This window comes from Trichocoleus sp. FACHB-262 (assembly GCF_014696035.1).
Lineage (GTDB): Bacteria > Cyanobacteriota > Cyanobacteriia > FACHB-46 > FACHB-46 > Trichocoleus.
In genome coordinates, this window is sequence record NZ_JACJPK010000086.1 from 76,329 (window position 1) to 98,477 (window position 22,149).

Consider the following 22,149-nt stretch of genomic DNA (forward strand, 5'->3'; position numbering starts at 1 on the left):
TCAGCGAGGCTGATCATGGAACTAAGAAGCATTTGGCAATATGGCAGCAATAGCCCTGAAAACAGTAATCACTTTGCCACGATTAGCCAATGGTGGCACAACCTCAACGGCAAAGAGATTCTGTGGCAACAACGGTTGATGCCTGCAACTGCGGAGGCCACCAACCTCAACTGGGAACCCCAGCGTTTTGATGAAAAGTTTTTAGTAGTAAACCCTACTATTCGTGGCATCACCCTCTACTGGCAGAAGCCTGATTCATCGCAAGAGCGCAGCACCACAGTCCACAAACTGGAACTAGACCAACTGCATCAGCAACTATACATTTTCCCGCAGTCACAAAAGGAAGTGGTGATTCGGGTAGAGCTGCCGCAGGTTGCGCTCCAGACAGTAGTCATGAAAAATCCCCAGTGGCAAGTTACTCCCAACGGAGATACCTACCTACTGACACTGCGAGACGATCGCCAGAAAGTCGTAGTGCAAGCCACCTTTGACTCAACTCAAATGAGCCAGCTCAAACAACAATTGCCTTAGGAACTGCCCAAATACAACACAACTACCGAAGCAAGACTAGAGCTTTCCAGCCTTTGCCTCGGTAGCTTTTTAGTTGTGACGGGTGAGTCGTAAACTGCACCTGTCGTTAATCATGAAATACGATGACTGTGAGATGGAAGTTCTGCTGTACGCAGCTTTAGTTAGTTGCTTGAGCTGCCAACAGTTGCTTTAACTTTTCTAGGTCTTGAGCCCAACGTGGGTCAGGCTGAACCGCATCGCTATCAGTAGAAGTGCTAGCCGCAACTCGTCGAGACTTATTGTTATTGTTGCTATTGCCCTTGCTACGACGGCTACCCGTAGAAGGAGCACTGGGGCTAGGACTGCTGCTGACGCCCTCTGCACCCTCTGCACCCTGTTCTTCCTTACCTTTGGCGCGAGGCAACGCTTTCTCAATTTTTAGAGCGCAGTCTTTGAGCACAAAGCCGTTGTATTTTTCAATAATTTCATCGGCTTGCTCATCGGTTTTGACAGTCACAAAACCAAAACCTCGACATTTGCCTGTTTTGCGGTCAGTGATAACCTTGGTAGAGACAGAATCACCAGCTTCTGCAAATACTGCTGCTAGCTCTTGGCGCTCCACTTCTTTGGGTAAATTGCCCACATATAGACGAATAGACATGAAAGATACCTCCAGACATCGGTTCAGATAAACTTGCTTGAAAGCATTAACCTCACGCAGTTAGCGAGAGATTGCCTTGATAGACGACTCTACGAATAGCTACGCCTTGTACTCTCCTCGCTAACATCGAAAACACAGCTCCTCGCCTCAAAAAAGCTGTCCAGTACCCTTCATCCAATGCTTTACACTCCAGAAAAGAGCAAGTTGAACTTCATCATGGTTGTAGGTTTTTAATGATCACTGGAGGCTTATGTTCGAGCGTTTTCTGTTTAAACTGCTTTTCCAGGATTTCTATGCCATTCATTAAGGTATCACGGCCTTAGATACGCAGCTAGGTAAAATCATAAGTTTCAGACTTGAGCCAGATCTTTATCAGTAGATTGGCGAAACAAGCTTTGAATATACCAATAGATTGACGTAACACGCAGGTATATTTCTAGACTGTTTCAATAAAAACCAGCCGATGGCTACGGCTGGTCGAGCTTGCTGTGTTGGGAGGAAGAAAACCTGACACCAAGACGGTTTTGCTGTAGAAACTGCCATTGTTAAGGGCTGAGCCACGTCTTCGGTAAATCGGATCTCTCTGTAAAGAAAAGTAACATAAACTTCCAAATTAGTGCAACTTTTCTTTACACAAGATTTGATAGTGGCAAAAAAATCAATAAGTAGATATTACTAATATCCTCCAATAAATAACAGGATATAAGTGCCAACGCAGGCGGCTACCCCAGCTAGCAAGGTAGACCAAATCGGATGGCGACTAATGCTAGTTTTGCCGCTCGAAGTTCGTAAGGTTTCTAAATCGATCCAGGAAGTAGCGCCCCGATGGAACCAGCCTTTAGCAGTTACGGCTTGGTGAACTAAGTCACGGGGTTGGGGTGATCGCCACCAAAACGCCCCCAGTGGCCCCACGGCTGAAGTATGATCCAGCGCCACTAACCCCGTGTCGGTTTGGAGAATCAAGCTTTGGCTCAGCCAATTAGCCAGCCCCGTCCGCCCCAACAGCTTGCCTTGCAATTGCACAGGTTTACTGTCGATGGGGAGAAGTGTGGGATTGGCTATAAGTGTGGGGAGTGGAGATGTGGCTCGGAGTGTTACTGGGGTGATGTCTGGAAAGAACGGATTGATCCGAACAAAAATCCCTAAGCTCAGGCCCAAGGGTAAACAACCGATAAGGACAGCCCAGTCACCCACCAACCAAAACAAATTCCACAACCCTAAGAACTCACCGATCGCAGCGATTAACCAAATCCCTAATCCGATCGCAACGCCTAACCCCAAGCCCCAGAAGGGAGCGCCTTGGAGGGCTAGGCGTTGTCCATGGCGAGTTAACCACTGCTGCCAGGTGAGTTTGGGCGTGGGTGCTTGAGCGGAATTAGCAAAGTTTAGCTCAGAGTCGAGTCGCCAGTGACGAGCATAAGAACTCAGGAGTTGCAGGCGATCGCCTAATAAAGGATGAGATTGGTTGAGATTGAGCCAATGGCGGTGAGGGTTGCTGCGGTCCCATTCTAAAAGTGCCTCAAAGGAGACCGCTGGATAGAAGCTACCGACCGTCAGGGCTGTTTTGTAATCGAGCGGTGTTAAGAAGTTGAAGCCTTCGAGGACATAGCTGGTTTGTTGCTGCTGTTGCACATCTTGAGCCACCCCGATCGCGGTTTTGAGTAAGGCTCTGGTGAGTCCGTTAGGATTGCCCGTAAATTCAGCGGCTAAGCGATCGCTGTAGTAGAGCCGCTGACGAGACAGCCACAACAGCGGCCAGCGGAGCAGCCAATAGACGCCATAGTTGAGACTGGAAAAGGCAGCAATGATGTAGACCAGTACCGTGAAGAGGTAAAACAAGGCCGTATTTTGTCGCTGCGCTTGCTTTCTCCGAGCTTCCAAGCGATCGCCCCAAGTGGCTACCTGCCAATACAGCGTATAGGGAACTTGCAGCAGCAGCACTGCTAGGGACATCACCGCAAAATCCCAGTGAGTAATGTGAGCAATTTCCCCAGCATAGAGGGCCGCAATTTCGTCATCTGCCAGTTGTTCTAGCAGTCCTTGGCTGACGGCAATGCGGGCGAAGCGAGGTAGGGAGCCGTAGGTGAGAGCGATTGGTGCCGCTGTAGGCAAAAGCCGCAAAGCAGGAGTTGCAATCTTCTTTTGCCGAGGCAGGCGATTCAGAACTTTGGTGGCTTCTGGACTGTAGGTGGCTAAGGTGGCAGTTGAGAGGGGTTTCAAGCCGTACAAAAGCTTGAGTAGCGCATCCATTAGCCAAGGCAGCAAGGCTAGCATCAGCCCCACCCCCAGGATAAAGATGACAGTTGGATCGCGGTAGAGTAGTTGGATCGGCTGGACAAACGGGAGCTTGACCAACAGCCAGTTGGTAGCTCGCATAGAGAACCGTAGGACAAATAACGCCGAAGCGAAAAAGGCGATCGCGCTACCTGCTTGCAAGAGCCAAAGGCGAGTGAGTTTGAGCTTGCTGAGCGGTTGCCACTTTTGCGCTCGACTTGCTTGTTTCCACTCGCGCGGTTCTATGGCTGCTGATGTCGCTAATATTGGGTCTGGATTTTCATCATCCTCCACCGTTTCCGGGGGTGGTGTAACGGTATCAAAAATCGGTTGAGGCGATTGCGGCTGCCTGACTGAAGCTGTTTGAGCACGCAGCTTATTAGTTTTATTAGTCCGAGAAGTTTTACGAGTGGAGGCAGCATCTAGTGGGATGAATCCAGCCTCACTAGCATTAGATATTGTGGATGGAGCCTCGGATGCGGGTGAGGTGGACGGGTACAACTCGGTAGATGCCACCAGTTGAGGATAGCGTTTGATGAAGCTAGCTAAAGTTTTGTCGGCCCAAGCTTTCGCCTGAGGATTAGGTGTTTGGGTGAGGGCTTGGCAGAGGGCGATCGCTTGCTCCGTCAGACCTTGACGCTCATAGGCGGTTACCAGCCCAATCTGGGCTTGCAAGCTAGTTGGGCTATTGGGTGTAGGTATTGCAACCTGATTTGGAGAAAAGTTGGCACAGCGCTCTAGCAGAGAGATGGCGGTGGGGTAATCTCCCTGCTTCAGGGCAGTTAAGCCTGCTTTCAGCGTCGCGTTGGTAGATGGTTGGTGAGATGCAGAAGGGTCGGAACTAGACATACAGATGCTGCTGCCATAATCCGCTCCAACATAGCATCAAGTAGAGATAGGTTCTTGCCCAGAAACTACGGGAGCGATCGTGCTTAATTTTAACTCCGGGTGTTCGCCCTCTACTTGCTGGCAGTTCCACTCGTTACGGAAGAGCAGCACAGGACGGCCCCAAGAATCTTTCACCGTGACGGTATTAAACAAGCGACCCACTTTTTGCAAAGCGTCCCAGCCTCCCGTGACCCAACGAGCCACGCTGTAAGGTAGGAGTTCTATCTGGGTTTCCACGTTGTATTCATTTTGCAACCGGAACTGTACCACTTCAAATTGCAGTTGCCCCACTGCCGCCAAGATCGGGTCACGCTTGGCTTCATCTGCCGAAAACATGATCTGCACCGCTCCTTCTTCCCGCAACTCCGACACACCTTTGTGGAACTGCTTAAATTTGGAGGGGTTGGGGTTTTTTAGGTAGGCAAAGAGTTCGGGTGAGAAACAAGGGATGCCTTCGTACTCTAGCTTCTGGCCCAGATAAATCGTGTCTCCGATCGCGAAGGCTCCAGGGTTGTTGAGACCGATCACGTCACCGGGGTAAGCCGCCTCTATCGATTCGCGTTCTTGAGCAAACAGCTTTTGCGGGCGAGACAATCGCACGGTTTTACCCGAACGAGCGTGGTTCACGGTCATATCTTTTTCAAACTTACCGGAGCACACCCGCACAAAGGCAATGCGATCGCGGTGTCTGGGGTCCATGTTGGCTTGCAGCTTGAAGACAAAACCCGAAAACTCTGGATAAGTAGGCTCCACCTCACCCACCGTACTGTGATGAGGCCCAGGCTTGAGGGCGTAGTCTAGGAAAGCATTCAGGAATGGCTCCACTCCAAAGTTGGTCATGGCGCTGCCAAAGAATACGGGCGTCATTTTGCCTCGGTGTACCTGCGCCAGGTCTAGCTCTGGACCTACCCCCTCAATCACTTCCAAATCTTCTTTGAGTTGGTAGTAAAGTTCTTGCTCCAGCAAGTCTTCGATCCGAGGGTCGCCCAAATCGACGGTTGTGACTGTGGCTTCGCGGCTACCGTGAGCACTGCGCTCGAATAGGTGAATTTTTTGCTCTCGTCGGTCAAACACGCCTCTAAAGCGATCGCCCATCCCAATCGGCCAGTTTACCGCGTAGGTTTGTAAGCCTAGTTCTTGCTCAATTTCATCCAGCAGTTCCAGCGGTTCACGCCCTGGACGATCGAGCTTGTTGATAAAGGTAAAAATAGGCAGCGATCGCAGCTTGCAAACTTCAAATAGCTTGCGAGTCTGCGGCTCCAAACCTTTGGCTGCATCGACTAACATCACCGCATTGTCAGCGGCAGCTAAGGTGCGATAGGTGTCTTCACTGAAGTCTTGGTGTCCCGGCGTATCCAGCAGGTTGATATGACAGTCTTTATAAGCAAACTGCAAAACCGTCGAGGTAATCGAAATCCCCCGCTGTTGCTCCATTTCCATCCAGTCTGAGGTGGCTTTGCGCTGAGCACGTCGGGCCTTGACCGCTCCCGCCTCGTGAATCGCACCTCCGTACAGCAATAGCTTTTCGGTCAGAGTGGTTTTGCCCGCGTCTGGGTGAGAGATAATCGCAAAATTGCGACGACGTTCAATCTCTGTCTCCAACTCAACTTGAAGCGATTTGTCTTGAACCGATTGGTCAAGGGCAAGGGAATCAGTGGACATGCCGGAACCTGACTGGGTAAATCTGTAAAGCAACTTATCAACGCTAAATCGCTAAATTCAACGTTGCCTTTAAACTTGATGATAGCGACAAAAGCTGCGCCTGCGGAAATCCTCCTCAGGTAGAGGATGAGGAGATACCTACCGGAGAGCATCGGATTTCCCTATCTATGTCATACTTTCAGGCAAAGATTAGCTAGATATGATTAAGGCAATTGCCCTGATTGCAATCGCAAACACCTTAACTCCGTGATGGAGAGAAACTGGAATGTACGACCCGGATAAGCGGAAATTATTATCGGCAGTAGCGCATGGTTCGATCTTTTTTAGCGCTGCCTTGGTATCTATTGGTGTGCCGATCGCGATTTTGTTTGTTTCTGATGACCCCGTGGTGAAGGAAAACGCCAAAGAAGCCATTAACTTTCACCTTAATATTTGGGTCTGGGGAGCCATTATTGGAGTCCTGTCCTGGATCTTGATTGGTCTCCTCTTGGTGCCTTTCTACTTCCTGGCTCATTGGGGATTGGCGATTTGGGCGATCGTGACTTCTCTAAGTGACACTGACCACGCATTCCGTTATCCCTTCATTTTCCGATTGGTCTAGGGCGCTTTGGCAATTCCTAAGGATTTGGGAGAGGTGCGCTCTCAAATTTTTTGGTTGAAATAAATCGTTGGTGAAATTTCCTGACTCCATCCACTTCTCCCTGTCAAAGGTAAGGGAAGGTGTGATGGAGTTACTTTATGAGCGATCTTTGTCTGCTGGTAGCCGATGTTTTAGTGAAGAGTCAGTTAGCTAAGACCGCAGCACCAGAAATACCTCAGATTAGCTACTTATTCGCAGCAGACGATTTAACCAAAGCTCAAACAGTCGCTTTAGCTTCACCCCAGGTCACCACCGAGGTTGAATTTGGTGCTCCAGAATTTAGCCAACCCGGATGTCAGCCTCAGCTTGCTGCCCAGGTAGGAGCCGCTCAGGTGGGGGCGATCGCGCCCAACCAACAACTTGCTACAGAAATTCACGTTCAAGAAGACAACCTGATCGCCTCCATTCTGGATGACCAGCGTGGTAGTCAGCAGGTTTCTAAAGTTAGTCCTGCTTTGATTCCTAACTTTACTGATATACCGCAAGCTCGGGCTTTGGCTCCGCGATCGGGCAACCAGCTCTATCGCCAAAGACTAGAAGCCCTGAGAGCAGGCACTCTTTACACCCGGATCGCTAGCAATAGTTTTTACTCAGCTTGGTCTCAAGCAACAACGAAGCCCAGCTACAGCCAATGGAAACAACTACTGGAGCTAGAAGCCAGAGCGGTAGCACGAGGCCAAGGAGACAATCGCCTCTCGGTCGTTGTGGGAGATTCGCTTAGCCTCTGGTTCCCAACCCAACGCCTACCTGAGGGGCAATTGTGGCTGAATCAAGGAATTTCGGGCGACACCACAAGTGGCATTCTCCAGCGGCTTTCAGCTTTTACTCAGACGCGGCCTGACACCATTTACGTCATGGCTGGCATCAACGATCTGCGTCGAGGCCATAGCGACCAACGGATTTTGAGTAATTTGCGCCAAATTATGCGACAGCTCCATCAGAAGCATCCTGGTGCCGAAGTTGTTGTGCAGTCGATTTTGCCAACTCGCTATGCTGCGATTCCCAGTAGTCGGATTCGTGGCTTGAATCAACGCATTGCCGCGATCGCCCAACAAGAGAAAGTAAGTTTTCTAGATCTGTACCCCTACTTCACTGACACGCAAGACACCTTGAATCGAGCCTTGACCACTGATGGCTTGCACTTGAATCCGCGTGGTTATCAAGTTTGGCAAGTCGCCCTCCAGCAAACAGAATCTCAGCTCAAAATTGCTCGTTATCAACGCTTAACGGCTGCGGCTGTCTCTGGGACTGCTGTGAGGTAATTAGGCCATGTAGAATAGCTTCAACCTGTGTGATGCTGAACTCCATGACTGTTTCTCATCCTGTTGTGTCTGCTGCTTGGCTGCACGACCATCTCAACGATCCGCAAGTCGTGGTTGTAGATTGCCGCTTTGCCTTAATGCAACCTGATTTGGGAAAGCAGCAGTATCAAACCAGCCACATTCCAGGCGCTTACTATTTAGATCTCAATCGCGACTTGTCGAGTCCGGTGAATCAACACGGCGGACGGCACCCAGTACCAGATCCAGAGAACTTTGCCGCCAAGTTACGAGCGATGGGTGTTAATTCTGAGAGTCCAAATGGGCCAACTTTAGTTGTGGCTTATGACAACTCACGCTTAGCCTTCGCCTCCCGCCTTTGGTGGTTGTTGCGCTACTTCGGGCACAGCCATGTCGCAGTTTTGGATGGTGGTTTCGCAGCTTGGCAGGCAGCAAGCTATCCCGTTACCGTAGACGTACCACCACCGCAAGCAGGCAACTTTGCCCCACAGCCGCAGCTTGAGCAGGTAGTTGATATTAATGTCGTCAAAGCTCGCCAAGATACACCAAATGTGGTTTTGGTAGATTCGCGCGAAGGCGATCGCTACCGAGGGGAACGCGAACCGATTGACCCAGTGGCAGGCCATATTCCGGGCGCGGTGAATTATCCTTGGCAAGAAGTCACTAACGAGCAAGGCTATCTGCGACCAACCGTAGAGCAACGCGATCGCTGGACTGAAGTCGCTTCAGCTGAAGAAATTTTGGTTTACTGCGGTTCTGGCGTGACAGCCTGCGTCAATCTACTGTCCCTAGAACTGGCGGGCATTGATCAAGGCAAACTCTACGCTGGCAGTTGGAGCGATTGGTGTTCTTATTTGTAGAAGTGAGGGGTGAGGGAGTTAAAAGAGGGGCAGGTTAACAGATAAGCTGACGCCTAGGATGGAGCTGTCGAAATTTACATTGCGGTTAGAAGAATTGCCGCAGCCGAAGCCTCCGAATACCGTAATGCGGCTGTTGCGAGACCAGTCATAACTTAGACGAGCCAGCAGTTGGTGATAGTTGTCTTCCCGTCCTTGCTCCGTAAAGCTCGATAGTACGTACTGATAGTCCAGCCCTGTCTGAACTTTACTAGTCGGGTTGTAATTTAGAGATGCGCCCAAGGCATTGACCACTCGGCTGCGATCGCTCGGGTCGGCAAAGCTATAGCGTAGTTGGTAGAAGCTATCAATGGTTACCGCATTCCCCAGTGAGTCCCGACGCCCCAGACCCACACGGATGGAGTTGTCATTTAAGAAGCGATCGCCGCCTCCAGCCGTAAATAGCTGCTGATTGCTTAAGCCCACCTCCCCGTACATTTTGGGAGTGAGTTGTTGATAGATGGATGCCCCCACCCGTACTTCGTTGTAGTCGAAGTCATCCAAGTTGGCATATTTGATCAGATTGGCATTGATAGAGCCAATTAAATAGGTTTTAGGCCCGATCGCTGGAGTTGCCCACAGGCTCAGTCCCGTGCGGATCAAGCTGTCATTAATGGGGTCAACACTGGAAAAAATGTTGTCACTTTGGAAAAAATCAACTCGACCTTGCAAGTAAACAGTTCGCTGGGAACGACTAGCCTGCACAGGTTGTTGTCTCAGGCGCAATGTACCGAGTTCTGGGTCAAGTTGTTGATTGCTGTTCTCTACAGACTCCTGTAGGCGCAAGTTGCCTAACTCAGGATCAGCAGCTTGTGGCTCTGCTTCAGAGTTACTTATATTTGTTGTATCAGATGTATCAGACTCATTATCAGTAGCTTTTCCAGGCTCTTCTGGCTCCCCTGAACTTTCCTGGACGGCATCGCCTGGTTTTTGCAACCGCAAATTACCTAGCTCTGGATCTGCTAATGTTTGCTCCAGGTGACGCTCTTGCTGCGATTGCACCTCAACTTCAGAAGGCGCGTTTAGCTGAGACAGATATCTCAGCGGCAAGTTTTGATTCGCTAAGGCTGGATTGGTCAAGGATGGCTCTACTGCCACCTCTGACCATAGGATCTCAGTTTCAACGGTTGGTAAACTGAAGCCTACATCTAAGGATACAGAATCCTGCTTTGTTCCTAGGCTATTATCAGGTTGTAAAAATTTTGGCAGCGGCAAAACAACCGGATTGGCTGTTGGCTCAACAGTAGCTTCCGGAATTGGAACAGTTGCTGCGGTAGCACAAGCTGAACTACCTGCAAGACTCAGCCATAGACCTAGGTGTTGCCAAAGTCTGAGGTGCGGATGATAAAACAAGCGTAGATAAACTTGCAAGTTGGATACCGTATATTTACTGAAAAGCCAGCCAAAACTCATCGTAGAAGTAATTCTCCTTGGTTGCTAGGGTGGTACGAAATATAAATCAGGGTTTTTAGCTTAAATTTTTTGTTTTAGGGAACTACCAAACTAAGTTGATCGTCGCCTGAATGGATGCCTACCGATAAGTTGTGATTCCTAATATAGGAAATAGACGAAATTCAGCTAATTTGTTCATCTTGGTTAGTAAAGAACGGACGAAAATTTTCGTCAATAGATTCAAATCTTGGATTGTATGTATATTTCCTTAGGGGAATATACGGAAATCGGAAAACTTTCATATAAAATTTTGATGTTGCACCGCCAGGAACCGCTTATGTCTCAAAAATTAGCTCTGTTCCTTGCTCTGATGCTGTCGGGTCTAACTATTGGGAGCTTTCCGCAGCCTGCGGATGCCAAAACTCCCTTGACTCGTGCTGTCATTCAGGCACTCCGGAATCGTGTGCAGTTAATGCAAAAAAGCCGACCTGTTCGATCGGCACGAGTTTCTGATGCAATGGCTCCTGGCGATGCTCTAGCAACGGCGCGTGCTTCTCTAGCAGAGCTACGTTTTAATGACGGTTCTTTAGCTCGTGTGGGTGAGCAAGCCGTTTTTCGTTTCGTGCCTAATGCCCGTACATTTCAGCTCTCTAATGGCACAATGTTACTCCTCATTCCGCCTGGTCGTGGTCCTACAGGAGTAAGAACCCCCAATGCAGCGGCGGGCATTAAAGGTTCTGCTTTGTTTGTCCGCTATATTCCTGACACAGATACCACCCTGGTTGGGGCACTGACCAATAACCCGCAAGGGCCAATGGTAATTTATAACCGTGATGCTTCTCAGAGTCAAGGCTTACGAGCTGGCCAGTTGGCGGTTATAGTCAAAAACCGGATTGAGCAAGTCTACGACTTTGATCTCAATACCTTCTATGAAACCAGTGATTTAGTCAAAGGGCTGAATCTCACGCAAAAGGATGCTGCTAGCCCCTCAGATGAGGCGATCGCGGCAGTTCGAGCTGAGACAGTAGAGGCTTTGCAAGGCCAGTCCTCCTTCAAAAACGCAAACGTCATCGAAAACCCAACCTTTGTCCGGTTGCCCTCTGAGTCAGCTGGTTTCCCGGTTAACAACCTCGATCGCGTCTTCAATTCATTAGATGTTCGCCGAACCGTAGAAGCAGGGGAAGTCCAGTCTGGGCAAACCGCAGCATCGCCTCAACAGAATAGCAGTGGTTCTAGTCGAGTTCCCCCCAACCCTGGCGCTACTACACCTGCTGCACCATCTACATCGGCTCAAGACCCAACCCCTGACAACCGACCTACTATCAATCCACCTGCTCAGCTTGGAAAACCAGCAAATCCAGCTTCACGGCCTGACCCTGTTGTGAGCCAGCCTGAGCCTTCTGTAGTGATTCCACCACAGACATCAGGAGAGGGACCCTCATTTCCTGAGGAGCCTCCTATTGTGAGCCAGCCTGAGCCTTCTGTAGTGACTCCACCACAGACATCAGGAGAGGGACCCTCATTTCCTGAGGAGCCTCCTATTGTGAGTCAGCCTGAGCCTTCTGTAGTGACTCCACCACAGACATCAGGAGAGGCACCCTCATTTCCATCTCCTGTGGGACCAGAAATCCAAAACCCACCAAATCCACCAATAATGGTTGATGGAATTGGAACGGGTGGAGCAGTAGTGATACCAATTGATCCAACGTTGCCAGCTCCCTTCCCTGGCGGCGGGGCAACAGGGGGTCAATTCCCTGGTGGAGCCAATGGTGGGCAGTTCCCTGGCCAAGGTCCAGCAACACCCAATCCTAATCCCAATGCACCGGGTGTAGAACAGCCTACTAACCCAGAAACTGGTAAGTTTCCCACTGAAGGAGAGACTGGGAAGGAGTTTCCAGGTAAAGCCAATGAAGGCAAGTTCCCTGGGGGAGGGGCAACGGGAGGCGAGTTCCCTGGCCGAGGTCCAATAAACAAATAACTAGTGTTTGTCTACTGGTTTATTATCCACGGGGTCACTGACCTCCGTGGATTCTGTTTCTCCTTCAAGAGTATTGGGCCAAGCCACTGTAGAAAATGCAGCATCTGTAAGCGACACTGGGTCTGTAGAGACATCCACATCCATATGGGCTATATCTAGAGGGGAAAGCCCATTCGCTGCGCTAAAACTAGTTGAATGATTAGTAGTTGTTAGCTTTCGGAGTGCTTCTAAAACTTCAGTGGCAGATTGGTAGCGCTGGCTGAAGTGATAGCGCACGAGTTTGCTGAGTATGATTGCTAGTTCATGGCTCACCTCAGTTTTATGCTGCCACAACACTTCTTCAGTTGCTTGGTCTTTTTTGAACTGACTGGGGGGGATGCCAGTTAGGGCTTGGATGGCTGTGATACCGAGAGCATACAGATCGCTATTGCAGCGCGGAGTACCAGCATATTGTTCGCTGGGCATATATCCCTGAGTACCAATACCAACCGTGATGCTGTCTGGCGTGTCATTTTCGGCTAGGTGAGGAATTCTCTTTACAGCTCCAAAATCAATCAGGACTAGCTTGCCATCCGTTAACCGTCTAATGATGTTGCTAGGCTTGATGTCTCGGTGGATAACGCCTTGACTGTGGACAAAGGCAAGAACTTGCAACAAGTCCTTAAGTAGGTCAATGACTTGAGCTTCGGGTAGCTGTCTACCTAAAGTCAATTCGTGGCTTAAAGGACGGCCAGGAATAAATTCTTGAACTAGGTAAAACTCTTCCTTCTCCTCAAAATACGCCAATAGTTGAGGAATTTGATCGTGCTTGCCAAGACGCTCTAGAGTTTCGGCCTCTCCGATAAACAGCCTTTTTGCCATCTCTAAAAGATTGATGTTGTTGGTGGCTGTTTTCAGTCGCTTCACAACACACTGAGGATTGCCAGGACGCCGGGTATCTTCAGCAATGTAGGTTTCGCCGAATCCGCCTGACCCTAGAACCTTTGTGATTACATACCGACCATCAAGCTTAGTGCCTAAGATGGCGGTCTCTCGCTCTCGTAATAGATCTCCGACGTGTCCCTGTTGGCTTTGGCTAATAATGGTTTGGATGAGAGGAGAATCAATATATTTTTTAAGGGTATGCCATAACTTTAGCTTCTTGAAATGCTCAAGGGTGGAGCTAGCAAATGTGTAGGAAAGCCCACTGAGAGCGATCGCGGTGATTGGTAAGGCCGTTGGCAAGATCAACCCACCGTAAGAAAAGATGAGGTAAGTAGCGCCCCCCCAGCTCAAAGGAGCGACAATGACTAACAGCCACCGAAGCCAGGGTCGCTTGGGGAAGCTCAATAAAAAACCGACGCCGATACTACCAACTAAGCAAAAAATTCCTTGTAAAGACCGATCGGGAATCCCGTCTGCGATCGCCCGACCTTCCATTAAAGTAGCGATCGCATTGGCATGAATTTCTACCCCTGGCATGGCCTGAGAATTTAGCCAGTTAGCAGAAAAGGGCGTTGGTAAAAAATCTTGTAAAATTTCAGCCGTTGACCCAATCAAGACAATTTTGTTCTTGAAAGAAAAATCTTGATTTGGTTTCAAATAATTATTCCAGTAGCTAGGGTCAAGCACATGCCAAAAGGGAATCTGCTTGAAGGTTCCTGCAGGGCCATAGAAAAAAATATGGTCTCCCTGCGAACCGCTAGACTTTACCTGGGCTGCCTTGAGTGTCGCCTCAGCAAAATCAGGTACGTTTTGAGGTAATCCGTTAGCAAAGTTAGGGTCTTGAGCTAAAAGCGCAGAATATTGATTGCCTAGACGATGCACCTTGCTGTCAGGCTCTAGCAGAAAATTAATTGAACCCACTGAGAGAGGATTAGTGCGGAAACGAGGATAAATGGGAGTTAACTGGGCAGTGATGCCTTGATCATTGATGATGTCTTCATACTTAGTGGCTAGAGTGACGCGACCTGCATAACGCTGTAAGCTCTGACGCAATCGCTCATCATCTTTGGTGCCATAACTGCTGGGCGTTGTAAACTCAATATCTAAAGCCACAGAGCGGGCTCCAGCAGCCATCAACTTGTCAATGGCTTCAGCATAAGCGGCTCGTCTCCAAGGCCAAGTCTCTAGAGCTGCGAGAGATTTATATCGCTTTGGATCGGCTCGATAGAACTGCCCTTGAGACATTGATTCATCATCGATCGCCAAAATTACAATGTTGCTCGGTGCTGCAACGGGACCCCGTAATTCAAAAAATAGAGTTTGGGCTTGCCGCTCCATAATTTGGCCTAGCGGAATATTGGTGGCCGTTGCGATCGCTGCTGCTGCTGCCCAGACGCCTGTTAGGATGTGCCCCAAGTTAGTCAGATTCAGAAACCGCTGTGCAGGCTTCGTTGACTTTACCTTTTCAGTTACTAAAGGCCGAACTGTAGTACCAATGTTTTTCTGCGCTGGCAGCAAACTTCGTTCTTTTGGCATGGGTTGTCTCAGTGATTTAGCTGGTTTCATCCAGAGACTTATGGCGTTGTCACTCGTTTGAAGTTAAGCAATTTGAGTTGGTTTGGAGATGAGTTATCAATGTTCAGGAATAGGATTTAATCGCTTTTAGATTTGCTTAACCTGGACGAGTTCTTTCTAATCAACTTAGCAAACCCTGACTAAGAGCACAGGCTATCTTTATGTAATACTGTGCCTATGCAGGAACCATCCGCTTTCTTGTTTGATGGCATTCAACGAAACTAGAGAACTCTAGTATAAGTAGTTGCGGTCAGCAGGCCGAGCCGTAAAGCTAAAAATAGAAACATATCTCAAGCTAGAACCCTAAGTCAGTTCTTGAGGTTTTCCCCAGATGCATCTTAGAGAGTAGGTCTCTATAATGATGGCAGTCTAAAGGGGCTTAGTTCCCCGAAAATCTGAAGCTTATATACAAACCCACCTCAATGTAGATGAACTGATAACAACCTCTAGAGTTATATTCTGTACACTTACATTAAATAACCTACAACAACCTACAACCCAAAATTATGCACCCTCATAAACATACTTTAGGATGGCTCAACTTTATCTCGCTCGATAGAGGTAGAGCCAAGAGACAATAGCGGCTAATAGAGAACTGATTAGATATAAATTCCGCAGGCAGCTAGCCTCTATCCACAAGTAACTGCTCTAATGTGGGCTAACTACAATTGCCTAGTAGACCACCTATATAGACAAGTAGATAAAGTCCATAACTTTCAAATTAATTCTCTAATTTTTATTAGGTCTAAGCTTCTATGCCTTGCTCAATGAACCGTCTGTCTATTTTTGTAGACGGGAACAATATGTTCTATGCGCAACAAAAAAATGGTTGGTTTTTTGATCCAAGACGTGTCTTGGAACATTTTACAAATGATCCGGATGTCATGTTGGTCAATGCTTTTTGGTATACCGGAATTAAAGATCCTCAAGACCAACGTGGCTTTCGTGACGCCCTGATTAGTCTAGGCTATACCGTCCGCACCAAAATTCTGAAAGAGTATTACGACGACAATTCGGGTCGTTACTCGCAAAAAGCCAATCTGGACATAGAGATTGTGATCGATATGTTCAACACGGTTGAGCAGTACGATCGCGTGGTTTTGTTTAGTGGGGATGGTGACTTCGAGCGGGCGATCGAGCTACTCCGCTCCAAGAGTACTCATATCACAGTGGTATCAACAGAGGGCATGATTGCTCGTGAACTCCGCAACGCCACCGATCGCTATATTGACCTCAACGATATTCGGCCCAAAATTGAGAAATTCGATTCTCAGTTCTAAAAGTTGCACCTTAAACGTCAACGGGGTTCCTTAGAATAAGAAAAGTGTTGTCCACTTGCACTCAAGTTGGCTAAATCTGCTATGAAAATTCAACCCCAACCAGACCGAATTATTATTTTCGATACGACCTTGCGTGATGGTGAACAGTCGCCCGGAGCCACGCTGAACGTGGAGGAGAAGCTGACCATCGCCCGACAACTGGCTCGTCTGGGAGTTGATGTCATCGAAGCAGGATTTCCTTTTGCCAGCCCTGGAGACTTTGAAGCTGTTCAAAAAATCGCTCAGACTGTAGGGACCGAGCAAGGCCCGGTGATTTGTGGTTTGGCTAGAGCGACTCGTCAAGATATCCAGACCGCAGCAGAAGCTCTCAAACCAGCGGCTCATGGTCGGATTCACACCTTTATTGCTACCTCGGATATTCACCTCAAGCACAAACTGAAGAAGTCTCGCTCTGAAGTGTTGGCGATCGCCGAAGAAATGGTCGGCTATGCCAAATCCTTAATTGATGACGTGGAGTTCTCGCCTGAAGATGCAGGTCGCTCTGAGCCAGAATTTTTGTATCAAGTGTTAGAGCGGGCGATCGCCGCAGGTGCCACCACCATTAATATTCCCGATACCGTGGGCTACACCGTGCCCAGCGAATTTGGCGCTTTGATTCGCGGCATTAAAGAAAATGTCCCCAACATCGACCAAGCCATCATTTCGGTACATGGTCACAACGACCTCGGCTTAGCCGTCGCCAATTTCCTAGAATCCGTGAAGCATGGAGCTCGCCAGCTAGAATGCACCATTAACGGGATTGGCGAGCGAGCTGGCAATGCTGCCCTAGAAGAATTGGTGATGGCGTTGCATGTGCGGCGGCAGTACTTTAACCCCTTCCTCGGTCGTCCTGCTGACTCAGAAGCATCTCTGACTAATATCGACACCCGCCAGATCTACAAAACCTCCCGCTTGGTTTCTAACTTGACGGGCATGTTGGTACAGCCCAATAAGGCGATCGTCGGTGCCAATGCCTTTGCTCATGAGTCGGGGATTCACCAAGATGGAGTGCTGAAGAACAAGCTCACCTACGAAATCATGGATGCCCAATCTATTGGGTTGACCGATAACCAAATCGTCTTAGGTAAGCACTCAGGCCGTAACGCCTTCCGGACTCGCTTAAAAGAATTGGGTTTTGAGCTGTCGGATCAAGACTTGAATAAAGCCTTTGTTCGGTTCAAAGAGCTGGCAGATAAGAAGAAAGAAATCTCAGATTGGGATTTGGAAGCCATTGTCAACGACGAAATTCAGCAGGCTCCTGAACTATTCCGGCTAGAACTAGTGCAGGTTTCCTGTGGCGATCGCGCTCGTCCCACTGCCACCGTCAGCCTCCGCACCCCCGAAGGCGAAGAGCTCACCGATGCCGCGATCGGCACTGGCCCTGTGGATGCTGTGTACCGAGCTATCAACCGCGTGGTGAACGTGCCCAACGAACTGATTGAGTTCTCAGTGCAATCCGTCACTGCTGGAATTGATGCGATCGGCGAAGTCACGATCCGATTGCGTCACGGCGATCGCGTCTTCTCCGGTCGAGCCGCCAACACCGACATCATCGTGGCCTCCGCCCAAGCATACGTCAACGCCCTCAACCGTCTCTATGCCGCCATTAGCGCCCCCACCAACGTCCCTCACGCCGAGAGAATTGGAGCGGAAGTCTAAGAAGGATGAAGTAGGAAGGATGAGGGATGAAGAAGTGAAGAGCTAGAAAGTGAGGAGTGAGAGAGTAAGATTTCTGATCGCCCAAACTCGAAACACTCACACATAGCTTCGTTTGGAGGGGGTCTGGGGGACGCAACCGTCCCTCAGCGGGAGTTTGAGGGCAGGTGCCCTCAAGGCTCGGATTAACTAACGTCGATGCACCAACGTCGGCCCCGACTGATCCGTTGGCAACAACAAAACCTCACTTAAATTGACATGCGCCGGACGAGTCGCACAAAACAACACCACATCCGCCACATCCTCAGGCGTGAGTGGTGTCAATCCCTGATATACCTTCTCAGCCCGCTCCGTATCCCCATGAAATCGCACCTGACTAAATTCTGTCTCCACCAAACCAGGATCAACAGAACTGACTCGCACAGGCGTACCCAACAAATCTTGCTTTAACCCTTCCGAAATCGCTCTCACAGCCGCTTTAGTGCCGCAGTAGACATTGCCATTAGGATAGGTTTGATGCCCAGCGATCGAACCAATATTGATCACATGCCCTCGGCCTCGCGCCACCATCCCAGGCACCACAGAGCGAGTCACATAGAGCAAGCCCTTGATATTGGTATCAATCATCTCCTCCCAATCTTGCACATCGCCCTCGTAGAGCTTGTCTAAGCCACGGCTCAGGCCCGCATTGTTGACCAAAATATCAATGTTGCCCCAAGAGTCGGGTAGCGATTGGAGGGCAGCTTCTACTTGAGGGCGATCGCGTACATCCAACGGCAACAGATGAATCTCGCTAGCAAACTCTTGATTTAGCTCATCTGCCAACTGTTCTAAGCGATCGCGCCGACGAGCCGCCAACACCAGCTTGGTACGTGCCTCAGCAAAAGCTCTAGCACAAGCCGCTCCAATGCCGCTGCTAGCCCCAGTAATTAAAACGACTTGATCTTTAATCGCAACCACAATCACACCCCAATTTCAGCTTGCTGACTCACATCAGATTCAGCTTACCGTGAAGGTTTGGGAGGTTGAGTGGCAACAGGTTGACCTACGACTCGTAAGCGTTGAGTCACAATCGTCATGCCATCTTCTCGCACTAAAACCGCTGAGATCCAGCGATCTTCCGGTCTAGCAGGTGCGCGACCCACCTTATAAATGCCACCTGCCGACAGCAACTCTAGGTTGAACGTAGCGGGGTTGAGATAATTGTTCGGTTTGATCGGTTCTTCTACGGCTGCTCCTAAGAGGAGGCTATCTCCCAAAGGTTCTCGCACGATCGCATCGAAGCTGTATTCCTGGTTGGGCCGCACTTGTTCTGGCAGCGTGATTTCTACGCGGGGGGGCGCTTCTCCCGTGGTCAACTGAGTCTCCTCAGCTAGAATCTCTTGCCGCACAATTTTCTGGTTTTCCAGCCGTTGCCGCGATCTCAGAGTTGTGTTCAGAACTAAGTTCCGCTCACCTAATTGCTGCACGCCGCTCATGTAAGTCACTGTTTCCGCCGTAAAGCCTCTTCCTTCGGCTTTCCAGGACTTTAGCTCGGTGCGGTAGTTGATCTGGGGATACTGCTTCCACAACGCCGCTAAGGCTTTTTCAACTCCTTGGCGCGTTAAACCGTCCGAGTGACTGAAGTTTGAGCTGTAGAACTTCATGACTTCCGAAAGATTGTGGCTATTGGCAGCCGCATCAATTTGAGCCAGTAAATTCTTCAGGGGTGCTGGGGCCGCTGGGGTTGTCGTGGCTGGCGCTACTGGTCTAGTTTGAGCCTGCACTGCTACAGGTTGCACTCCCTCTCCCGCAAAAACAGTCAATCCTAGCGTCAGCAGACCCAGGAGCGGCCAAGTCCCTGCTTTTGCCCGGATGTGGCGGGAGTTAGGTTGGAGATTGCGGCATAGACCCGTGAGCGAGTTGTGCATAAGTGATAGCCTGGATAGTTGAGTAGCAACGATCAACGTTTTGGATGCGAAGTCGGCGATGTGGACAGTTTGATCTCCAATCGCAGCCTGTAACTGCTTCCTGCATTGTAGAGTACCCTAAGCGATCGCCTAGTAGTTGAACTGTGTCCCATGAATAGTCCTGCGGCAAATTCTCCTCTTCGATTACTCATCGCAGCGAGTGGCACTGGCGGTCACTTGTTTCCGGCGATCGCAGTAGCAGAGCAACTCCCTGACTACAAAATCGAGTGGCTAGGTGTACCGAATCGGCTCGAAACTCAACTCGTTCCCGCTCAGTATCCGCTACGAACCATCCCGGTCGAAGGCTTTCAACAACGGCTAGGTTTAGGGACGCTCAAAATTCTTTTCCGTTTAATTCGCTCGATTGGACAGGTGCGCCGCTTACTCAAGCAAGGCAATTTTCAAGGCGTACTTACGACAGGCGGTTATATTGCGGGACCGAGCATTATTGCGGCGCGATCGCTTGGCTTACCCGTCATTCTGCACGAATCCAACGCTCTACCAGGGAAAGTTACGCGCTGGTTTAGCCCTTGGTGTACGGCAGTCGGCCTAGGATTTGAAAGCGCAGCCCAATATTTGCCCAAAGCCCACAATGTCTACGTTGGGACTCCAGTGCGATCGCAGTTTCGAGCCGCAGCCGCTCAGCCGTTGGAAGATTTGTCTATTCCCGCTGATGTCCCATTAATTGTGGTCGTTGGTGGTAGCCAAGGGGCCGTTGCAGTGAATCGAATGGTGCGGCAATCCGCTCCAGCCTGGTTAGCGGCAGGTGCTTGGATCGTCCATCTCACGGGGGACAGTGATCCAGAGGCGCAAAGCTTGCAACATCCGCACTATTTCGCGTTACCGTTCTACGACAACATGGCGGGATTATTTCAGCGGGCTACCCTGGCTATTAGTCGGGCTGGAGCGGGTTCGCTGACGGAGTTAGCCATGACAGGCACCCCATCGATTTTGATTCCTTACCCTTTCGCTGCCGAAGATCACCAAGCACATAATGCGGCTATCTTTGCAGCGGCAAGAGCCGCCCAAGTCTATCGCCAAGCAGACCTGACCCCAGAACTACTAGAAACAAAAGTGCTAGAGCTGCTGCGATCGCCCAATCTCTTGCGAGAGATGGCTACCAAGACAGAATCTCTCGCCGTAGCAGATAGCGCTGAGCAATTAGCCGCCCTTGTACGGCAATTAGTTGAACAAAAACATCAATAAAAAACCCCCTTTTTCAAGGAGGCTAACTTCAAATCTTGCTTCCTTCCTTAGTAGGGAAGGGGCCAGGGGTTAGGTTTATTCTTCTTCAACAAAAGCTTCTTCGTCCTCAACCTCTAGGGGAGCCACGGAGTTAGCAGAAACCACAGCGCCCATTTCGAGCTTCTGGCGGACTTGCTGTTCCACGGTTTTAGCGACTTCGGGGTTTTCTTCCATGTACTTGATGCCATTATCACGGCCTTGGCTGATATTCTCGCCGTTGTAGCTGTACCAAGCGCCTTTACGAGTGATCACGCCCATTTCTTCCGCGAGGTCAATCAAGCAACCCAGCGTCGAAATCCCTTTGCCAAAAATGACATCAAATTCAGCAATGCGGAAAGGTGGAGCCACTTTGTTTTTGGCAACCTTCACTTTAGCCCGAATCCCAAACTCCTCAGTGCCTTTCTTCAGGGTTTGAATTCGGCGAATATCGAGGCGAACCGAGGCGTAGAACTTAAGAGCATTACCCCCCGTTGTTGTCTCCGGGTTACCGTAGGTTACGCCGATTTTCTGACGCAACTGGTTGAGGAAAACGACAGTACAACCAGAGCGACCAATATTGCCAGTAATTTTCCGCAAGGCTTGGCTCATCAACCGAGCCTGAAGACCGACGTGGATGTCACCCATATCGCCTTCAATTTCTGCGCGCGGTACAAGGGCTGCTACCGAGTCAATTACGACAATATCGACAGCCGCAGAGCGAACGAGTTGATCAACAATTTCTAAGCCTGCTTCACCTGTGTCAGGTTGAGAAACCAGCAGATTCTCGATATCGACGCCCAACGCTGCGGAGTAAGACGGATCAAGAGCATGCTCAGCGTCTACAAAGGCGGCGATTCCCCCGGCTTTTTGCACTTCCGCGATCGCATGCAGCGCTAGGGTTGTTTTTCCGGAACTTTCAGGGCCGTAAATCTCAATTACCCGCCCCTTGGGTAACCCCCCACCCAAGGCCAAGTCGAGGGTCAACGCTCCAGTGGGAATCGTCTCTACCCGCATCCGGGTAGCATCTCCCAAACGCATGATCGACCCCTTACCAAAGTTACGCTCAATTTGAGTGAGCACTAGGCTTAGGGCTTTTTGCTTATCGGGGTTATCAGTAATTTTGGTAGCCATTAACGCCTCAAGACAGGATTTTTTGCAGGATGTAACAGGCTGGACAAGACAGAGGGGTGAGACTCTATTCTAGAAATTTAGAGCCGATATGAGGGTGACAACAGCAGCGAAATTACCGTAATAGAGTTAAATTTATCTATCCAATTAGCTGAAGTCTCGTTACTCTGGAAACAGGCAAAGCAGTCTAATT

Annotated in this window: 16 protein-coding genes; 8 read left to right on the forward strand and 8 right to left on the reverse strand. The window is 49.7% G+C overall.

The window, feature by feature from the left end; genetic code table 11:
- The first annotated feature begins 15 nt into the window (after nt 1-15).
- Nucleotides 16-531 carry a hypothetical protein gene (locus tag H6F68_RS17895; RefSeq protein WP_190561080.1) on the forward strand — a complete coding sequence of 172 codons (516 nt, stop codon included), beginning with the start codon at nt 16-18 and terminating at the stop codon, nt 529-531.
- Between the two features lie 157 nt (nt 532-688).
- On the opposite strand, the gene H6F68_RS17900 is transcribed toward H6F68_RS17895, so the two are convergent.
- The 3 genes from H6F68_RS17900 to prfC form a co-directional block, all read right to left on the reverse strand.
- Nucleotides 689-1,171 (reverse strand): RNA-binding protein, encoded by a 483-nt coding sequence (locus H6F68_RS17900; RefSeq protein WP_190432184.1) that lies wholly within the window; start codon nt 1,169-1,171, stop codon nt 689-691.
- A gap of 675 nt (nt 1,172-1,846) precedes the next feature.
- The gene (locus tag H6F68_RS17905) at nt 1,847-4,294 is read right to left on the reverse strand and encodes a M48 family metalloprotease (RefSeq protein WP_190561082.1); all 2,448 of its coding nucleotides are present in this window, start codon (nt 4,292-4,294) and stop codon (nt 1,847-1,849) included.
- Between the two features lie 36 nt (nt 4,295-4,330).
- Nucleotides 4,331-5,995 carry a peptide chain release factor 3 gene (gene prfC / locus H6F68_RS17910; RefSeq protein WP_190432181.1) on the reverse strand — a complete coding sequence of 555 codons (1,665 nt, stop codon included), beginning with the start codon at nt 5,993-5,995 and terminating at the stop codon, nt 4,331-4,333.
- A gap of 265 nt (nt 5,996-6,260) precedes the next feature.
- Between prfC and H6F68_RS17915 the strand changes: the two genes are divergently transcribed.
- The 3 genes from H6F68_RS17915 (at nt 6,261) to H6F68_RS17925 (ending at nt 8,775) form a co-directional block, all read left to right on the forward strand.
- On the forward strand, nt 6,261-6,596 hold the full coding sequence (locus tag H6F68_RS17915) for a DUF4870 domain-containing protein (RefSeq protein WP_190561084.1): 336 nt from the start codon (nt 6,261-6,263) through the stop codon (nt 6,594-6,596).
- A gap of 137 nt (nt 6,597-6,733) precedes the next feature.
- A complete protein-coding gene (locus H6F68_RS17920; protein ID WP_190561086.1) occupies nt 6,734-7,897 on the forward strand; it encodes an SGNH/GDSL hydrolase family protein in 1,164 nt (387 codons plus the stop codon).
- A 44-nt stretch (nt 7,898-7,941) separates the two neighbouring features.
- Entirely contained in the window at nt 7,942-8,775 is an 834-nt protein-coding gene (locus tag H6F68_RS17925) for a sulfurtransferase (RefSeq protein WP_190561088.1), read from the forward strand.
- Between the two features lie 18 nt (nt 8,776-8,793).
- Here the strand turns inward: H6F68_RS17925 and H6F68_RS17930 are convergent, their stop codons facing one another.
- Nucleotides 8,794-10,224, reverse strand: coding sequence for a hypothetical protein (locus H6F68_RS17930; RefSeq protein WP_190561090.1), 1,431 nt, complete (start codon nt 10,222-10,224; stop codon nt 8,794-8,796).
- 316 nt (nt 10,225-10,540) lie between these two features.
- Between H6F68_RS17930 and H6F68_RS17935 the strand changes: the two genes are divergently transcribed.
- Nucleotides 10,541-12,181 (forward strand): FecR family protein, encoded by a 1,641-nt coding sequence (locus H6F68_RS17935; protein ID WP_190561092.1) that lies wholly within the window; start codon nt 10,541-10,543, stop codon nt 12,179-12,181.
- Here H6F68_RS17935 and H6F68_RS17940 read toward each other — a convergent pair whose 3' ends face one another.
- Nucleotides 12,182-14,641, reverse strand: coding sequence for a serine/threonine-protein kinase (locus H6F68_RS17940; protein ID WP_190561094.1), 2,460 nt, complete (start codon nt 14,639-14,641; stop codon nt 12,182-12,184).
- A gap of 806 nt (nt 14,642-15,447) precedes the next feature.
- On the opposite strand from H6F68_RS17940, the gene H6F68_RS17945 reads away from it, so the two are divergent.
- The gene (locus H6F68_RS17945; RefSeq protein ID WP_370527439.1) at nt 15,448-15,960 is read left to right on the forward strand and encodes an NYN domain-containing protein; all 513 of its coding nucleotides are present in this window, start codon (nt 15,448-15,450) and stop codon (nt 15,958-15,960) included.
- A gap of 81 nt (nt 15,961-16,041) precedes the next feature.
- Complete coding sequence (locus H6F68_RS17950) at nt 16,042-17,658, forward strand: 2-isopropylmalate synthase (RefSeq protein WP_199300156.1); 1,617 nt, start codon at nt 16,042-16,044, stop codon at nt 17,656-17,658.
- 186 nt (nt 17,659-17,844) lie between these two features.
- Here H6F68_RS17950 and H6F68_RS17955 read toward each other — a convergent pair whose 3' ends face one another.
- Both H6F68_RS17955 and H6F68_RS17960 read right to left on the reverse strand, forming a co-directional pair.
- On the reverse strand, nt 17,845-18,621 hold the full coding sequence (locus H6F68_RS17955; RefSeq protein WP_399314400.1) for an SDR family oxidoreductase: 777 nt from the start codon (nt 18,619-18,621) through the stop codon (nt 17,845-17,847).
- 38 nt (nt 18,622-18,659) lie between these two features.
- Entirely contained in the window at nt 18,660-19,565 is a 906-nt protein-coding gene (locus H6F68_RS17960) for a nuclear transport factor 2 family protein (protein ID WP_242065560.1), read from the reverse strand.
- Between the two features lie 150 nt (nt 19,566-19,715).
- Here H6F68_RS17960 and murG point away from each other — a divergent pair, with 150 nt between their 5' ends.
- A complete protein-coding gene (gene murG, locus H6F68_RS17965) occupies nt 19,716-20,810 on the forward strand; it encodes an undecaprenyldiphospho-muramoylpentapeptide beta-N-acetylglucosaminyltransferase (RefSeq protein WP_190561096.1) in 1,095 nt (364 codons plus the stop codon).
- Between the two features lie 75 nt (nt 20,811-20,885).
- Here the strand turns inward: murG and recA are convergent, their stop codons facing one another.
- Complete coding sequence (gene recA / locus H6F68_RS17970) at nt 20,886-21,959, reverse strand: recombinase RecA (RefSeq protein WP_190432165.1); 1,074 nt, start codon at nt 21,957-21,959, stop codon at nt 20,886-20,888.
- Between the last annotated feature and the right edge of the window lie 190 nt (nt 21,960-22,149).

Excerpts from the sequence above, each read along its gene's own strand:
- H6F68_RS17895 (WP_190561080.1), top strand. The coding sequence starts at position 16 with ATGGAACTAAGAAGCATTTGGCAATATGGCAGCAATAGCCCTGAAAAC.
- H6F68_RS17900 (WP_190432184.1), bottom strand. The coding sequence starts at position 1,171 with ATGTCTATTCGTCTATATGTGGGCAATTTACCCAAAGAAGTGGAGCGC.
- H6F68_RS17905 (WP_190561082.1), bottom strand. The coding sequence starts at position 4,294 with ATGTCTAGTTCCGACCCTTCTGCATCTCACCAACCATCTACCAACGCG.
- prfC (WP_190432181.1), bottom strand. The coding sequence starts at position 5,995 with ATGTCCACTGATTCCCTTGCCCTTGACCAATCGGTTCAAGACAAATCG.
- H6F68_RS17915 (WP_190561084.1), top strand. The coding sequence starts at position 6,261 with ATGTACGACCCGGATAAGCGGAAATTATTATCGGCAGTAGCGCATGGT.
- H6F68_RS17920 (WP_190561086.1), top strand. The coding sequence starts at position 6,734 with ATGAGCGATCTTTGTCTGCTGGTAGCCGATGTTTTAGTGAAGAGTCAG.
- H6F68_RS17925 (WP_190561088.1), top strand. The coding sequence starts at position 7,942 with ATGACTGTTTCTCATCCTGTTGTGTCTGCTGCTTGGCTGCACGACCAT.
- H6F68_RS17930 (WP_190561090.1), bottom strand. The coding sequence starts at position 10,224 with ATGAGTTTTGGCTGGCTTTTCAGTAAATATACGGTATCCAACTTGCAA.
- H6F68_RS17935 (WP_190561092.1), top strand. The coding sequence starts at position 10,541 with ATGTCTCAAAAATTAGCTCTGTTCCTTGCTCTGATGCTGTCGGGTCTA.
- H6F68_RS17940 (WP_190561094.1), bottom strand. The coding sequence starts at position 14,641 with ATGCCAAAAGAACGAAGTTTGCTGCCAGCGCAGAAAAACATTGGTACT.
- H6F68_RS17945 (WP_370527439.1), top strand. The coding sequence starts at position 15,448 with ATGAACCGTCTGTCTATTTTTGTAGACGGGAACAATATGTTCTATGCG.
- H6F68_RS17950 (WP_199300156.1), top strand. The coding sequence starts at position 16,042 with ATGAAAATTCAACCCCAACCAGACCGAATTATTATTTTCGATACGACC.
- H6F68_RS17960 (WP_242065560.1), bottom strand. The coding sequence starts at position 19,565 with ATGCACAACTCGCTCACGGGTCTATGCCGCAATCTCCAACCTAACTCC.
- murG (WP_190561096.1), top strand. The coding sequence starts at position 19,716 with ATGAATAGTCCTGCGGCAAATTCTCCTCTTCGATTACTCATCGCAGCG.
- recA (WP_190432165.1), bottom strand. The coding sequence starts at position 21,959 with ATGGCTACCAAAATTACTGATAACCCCGATAAGCAAAAAGCCCTAAGC.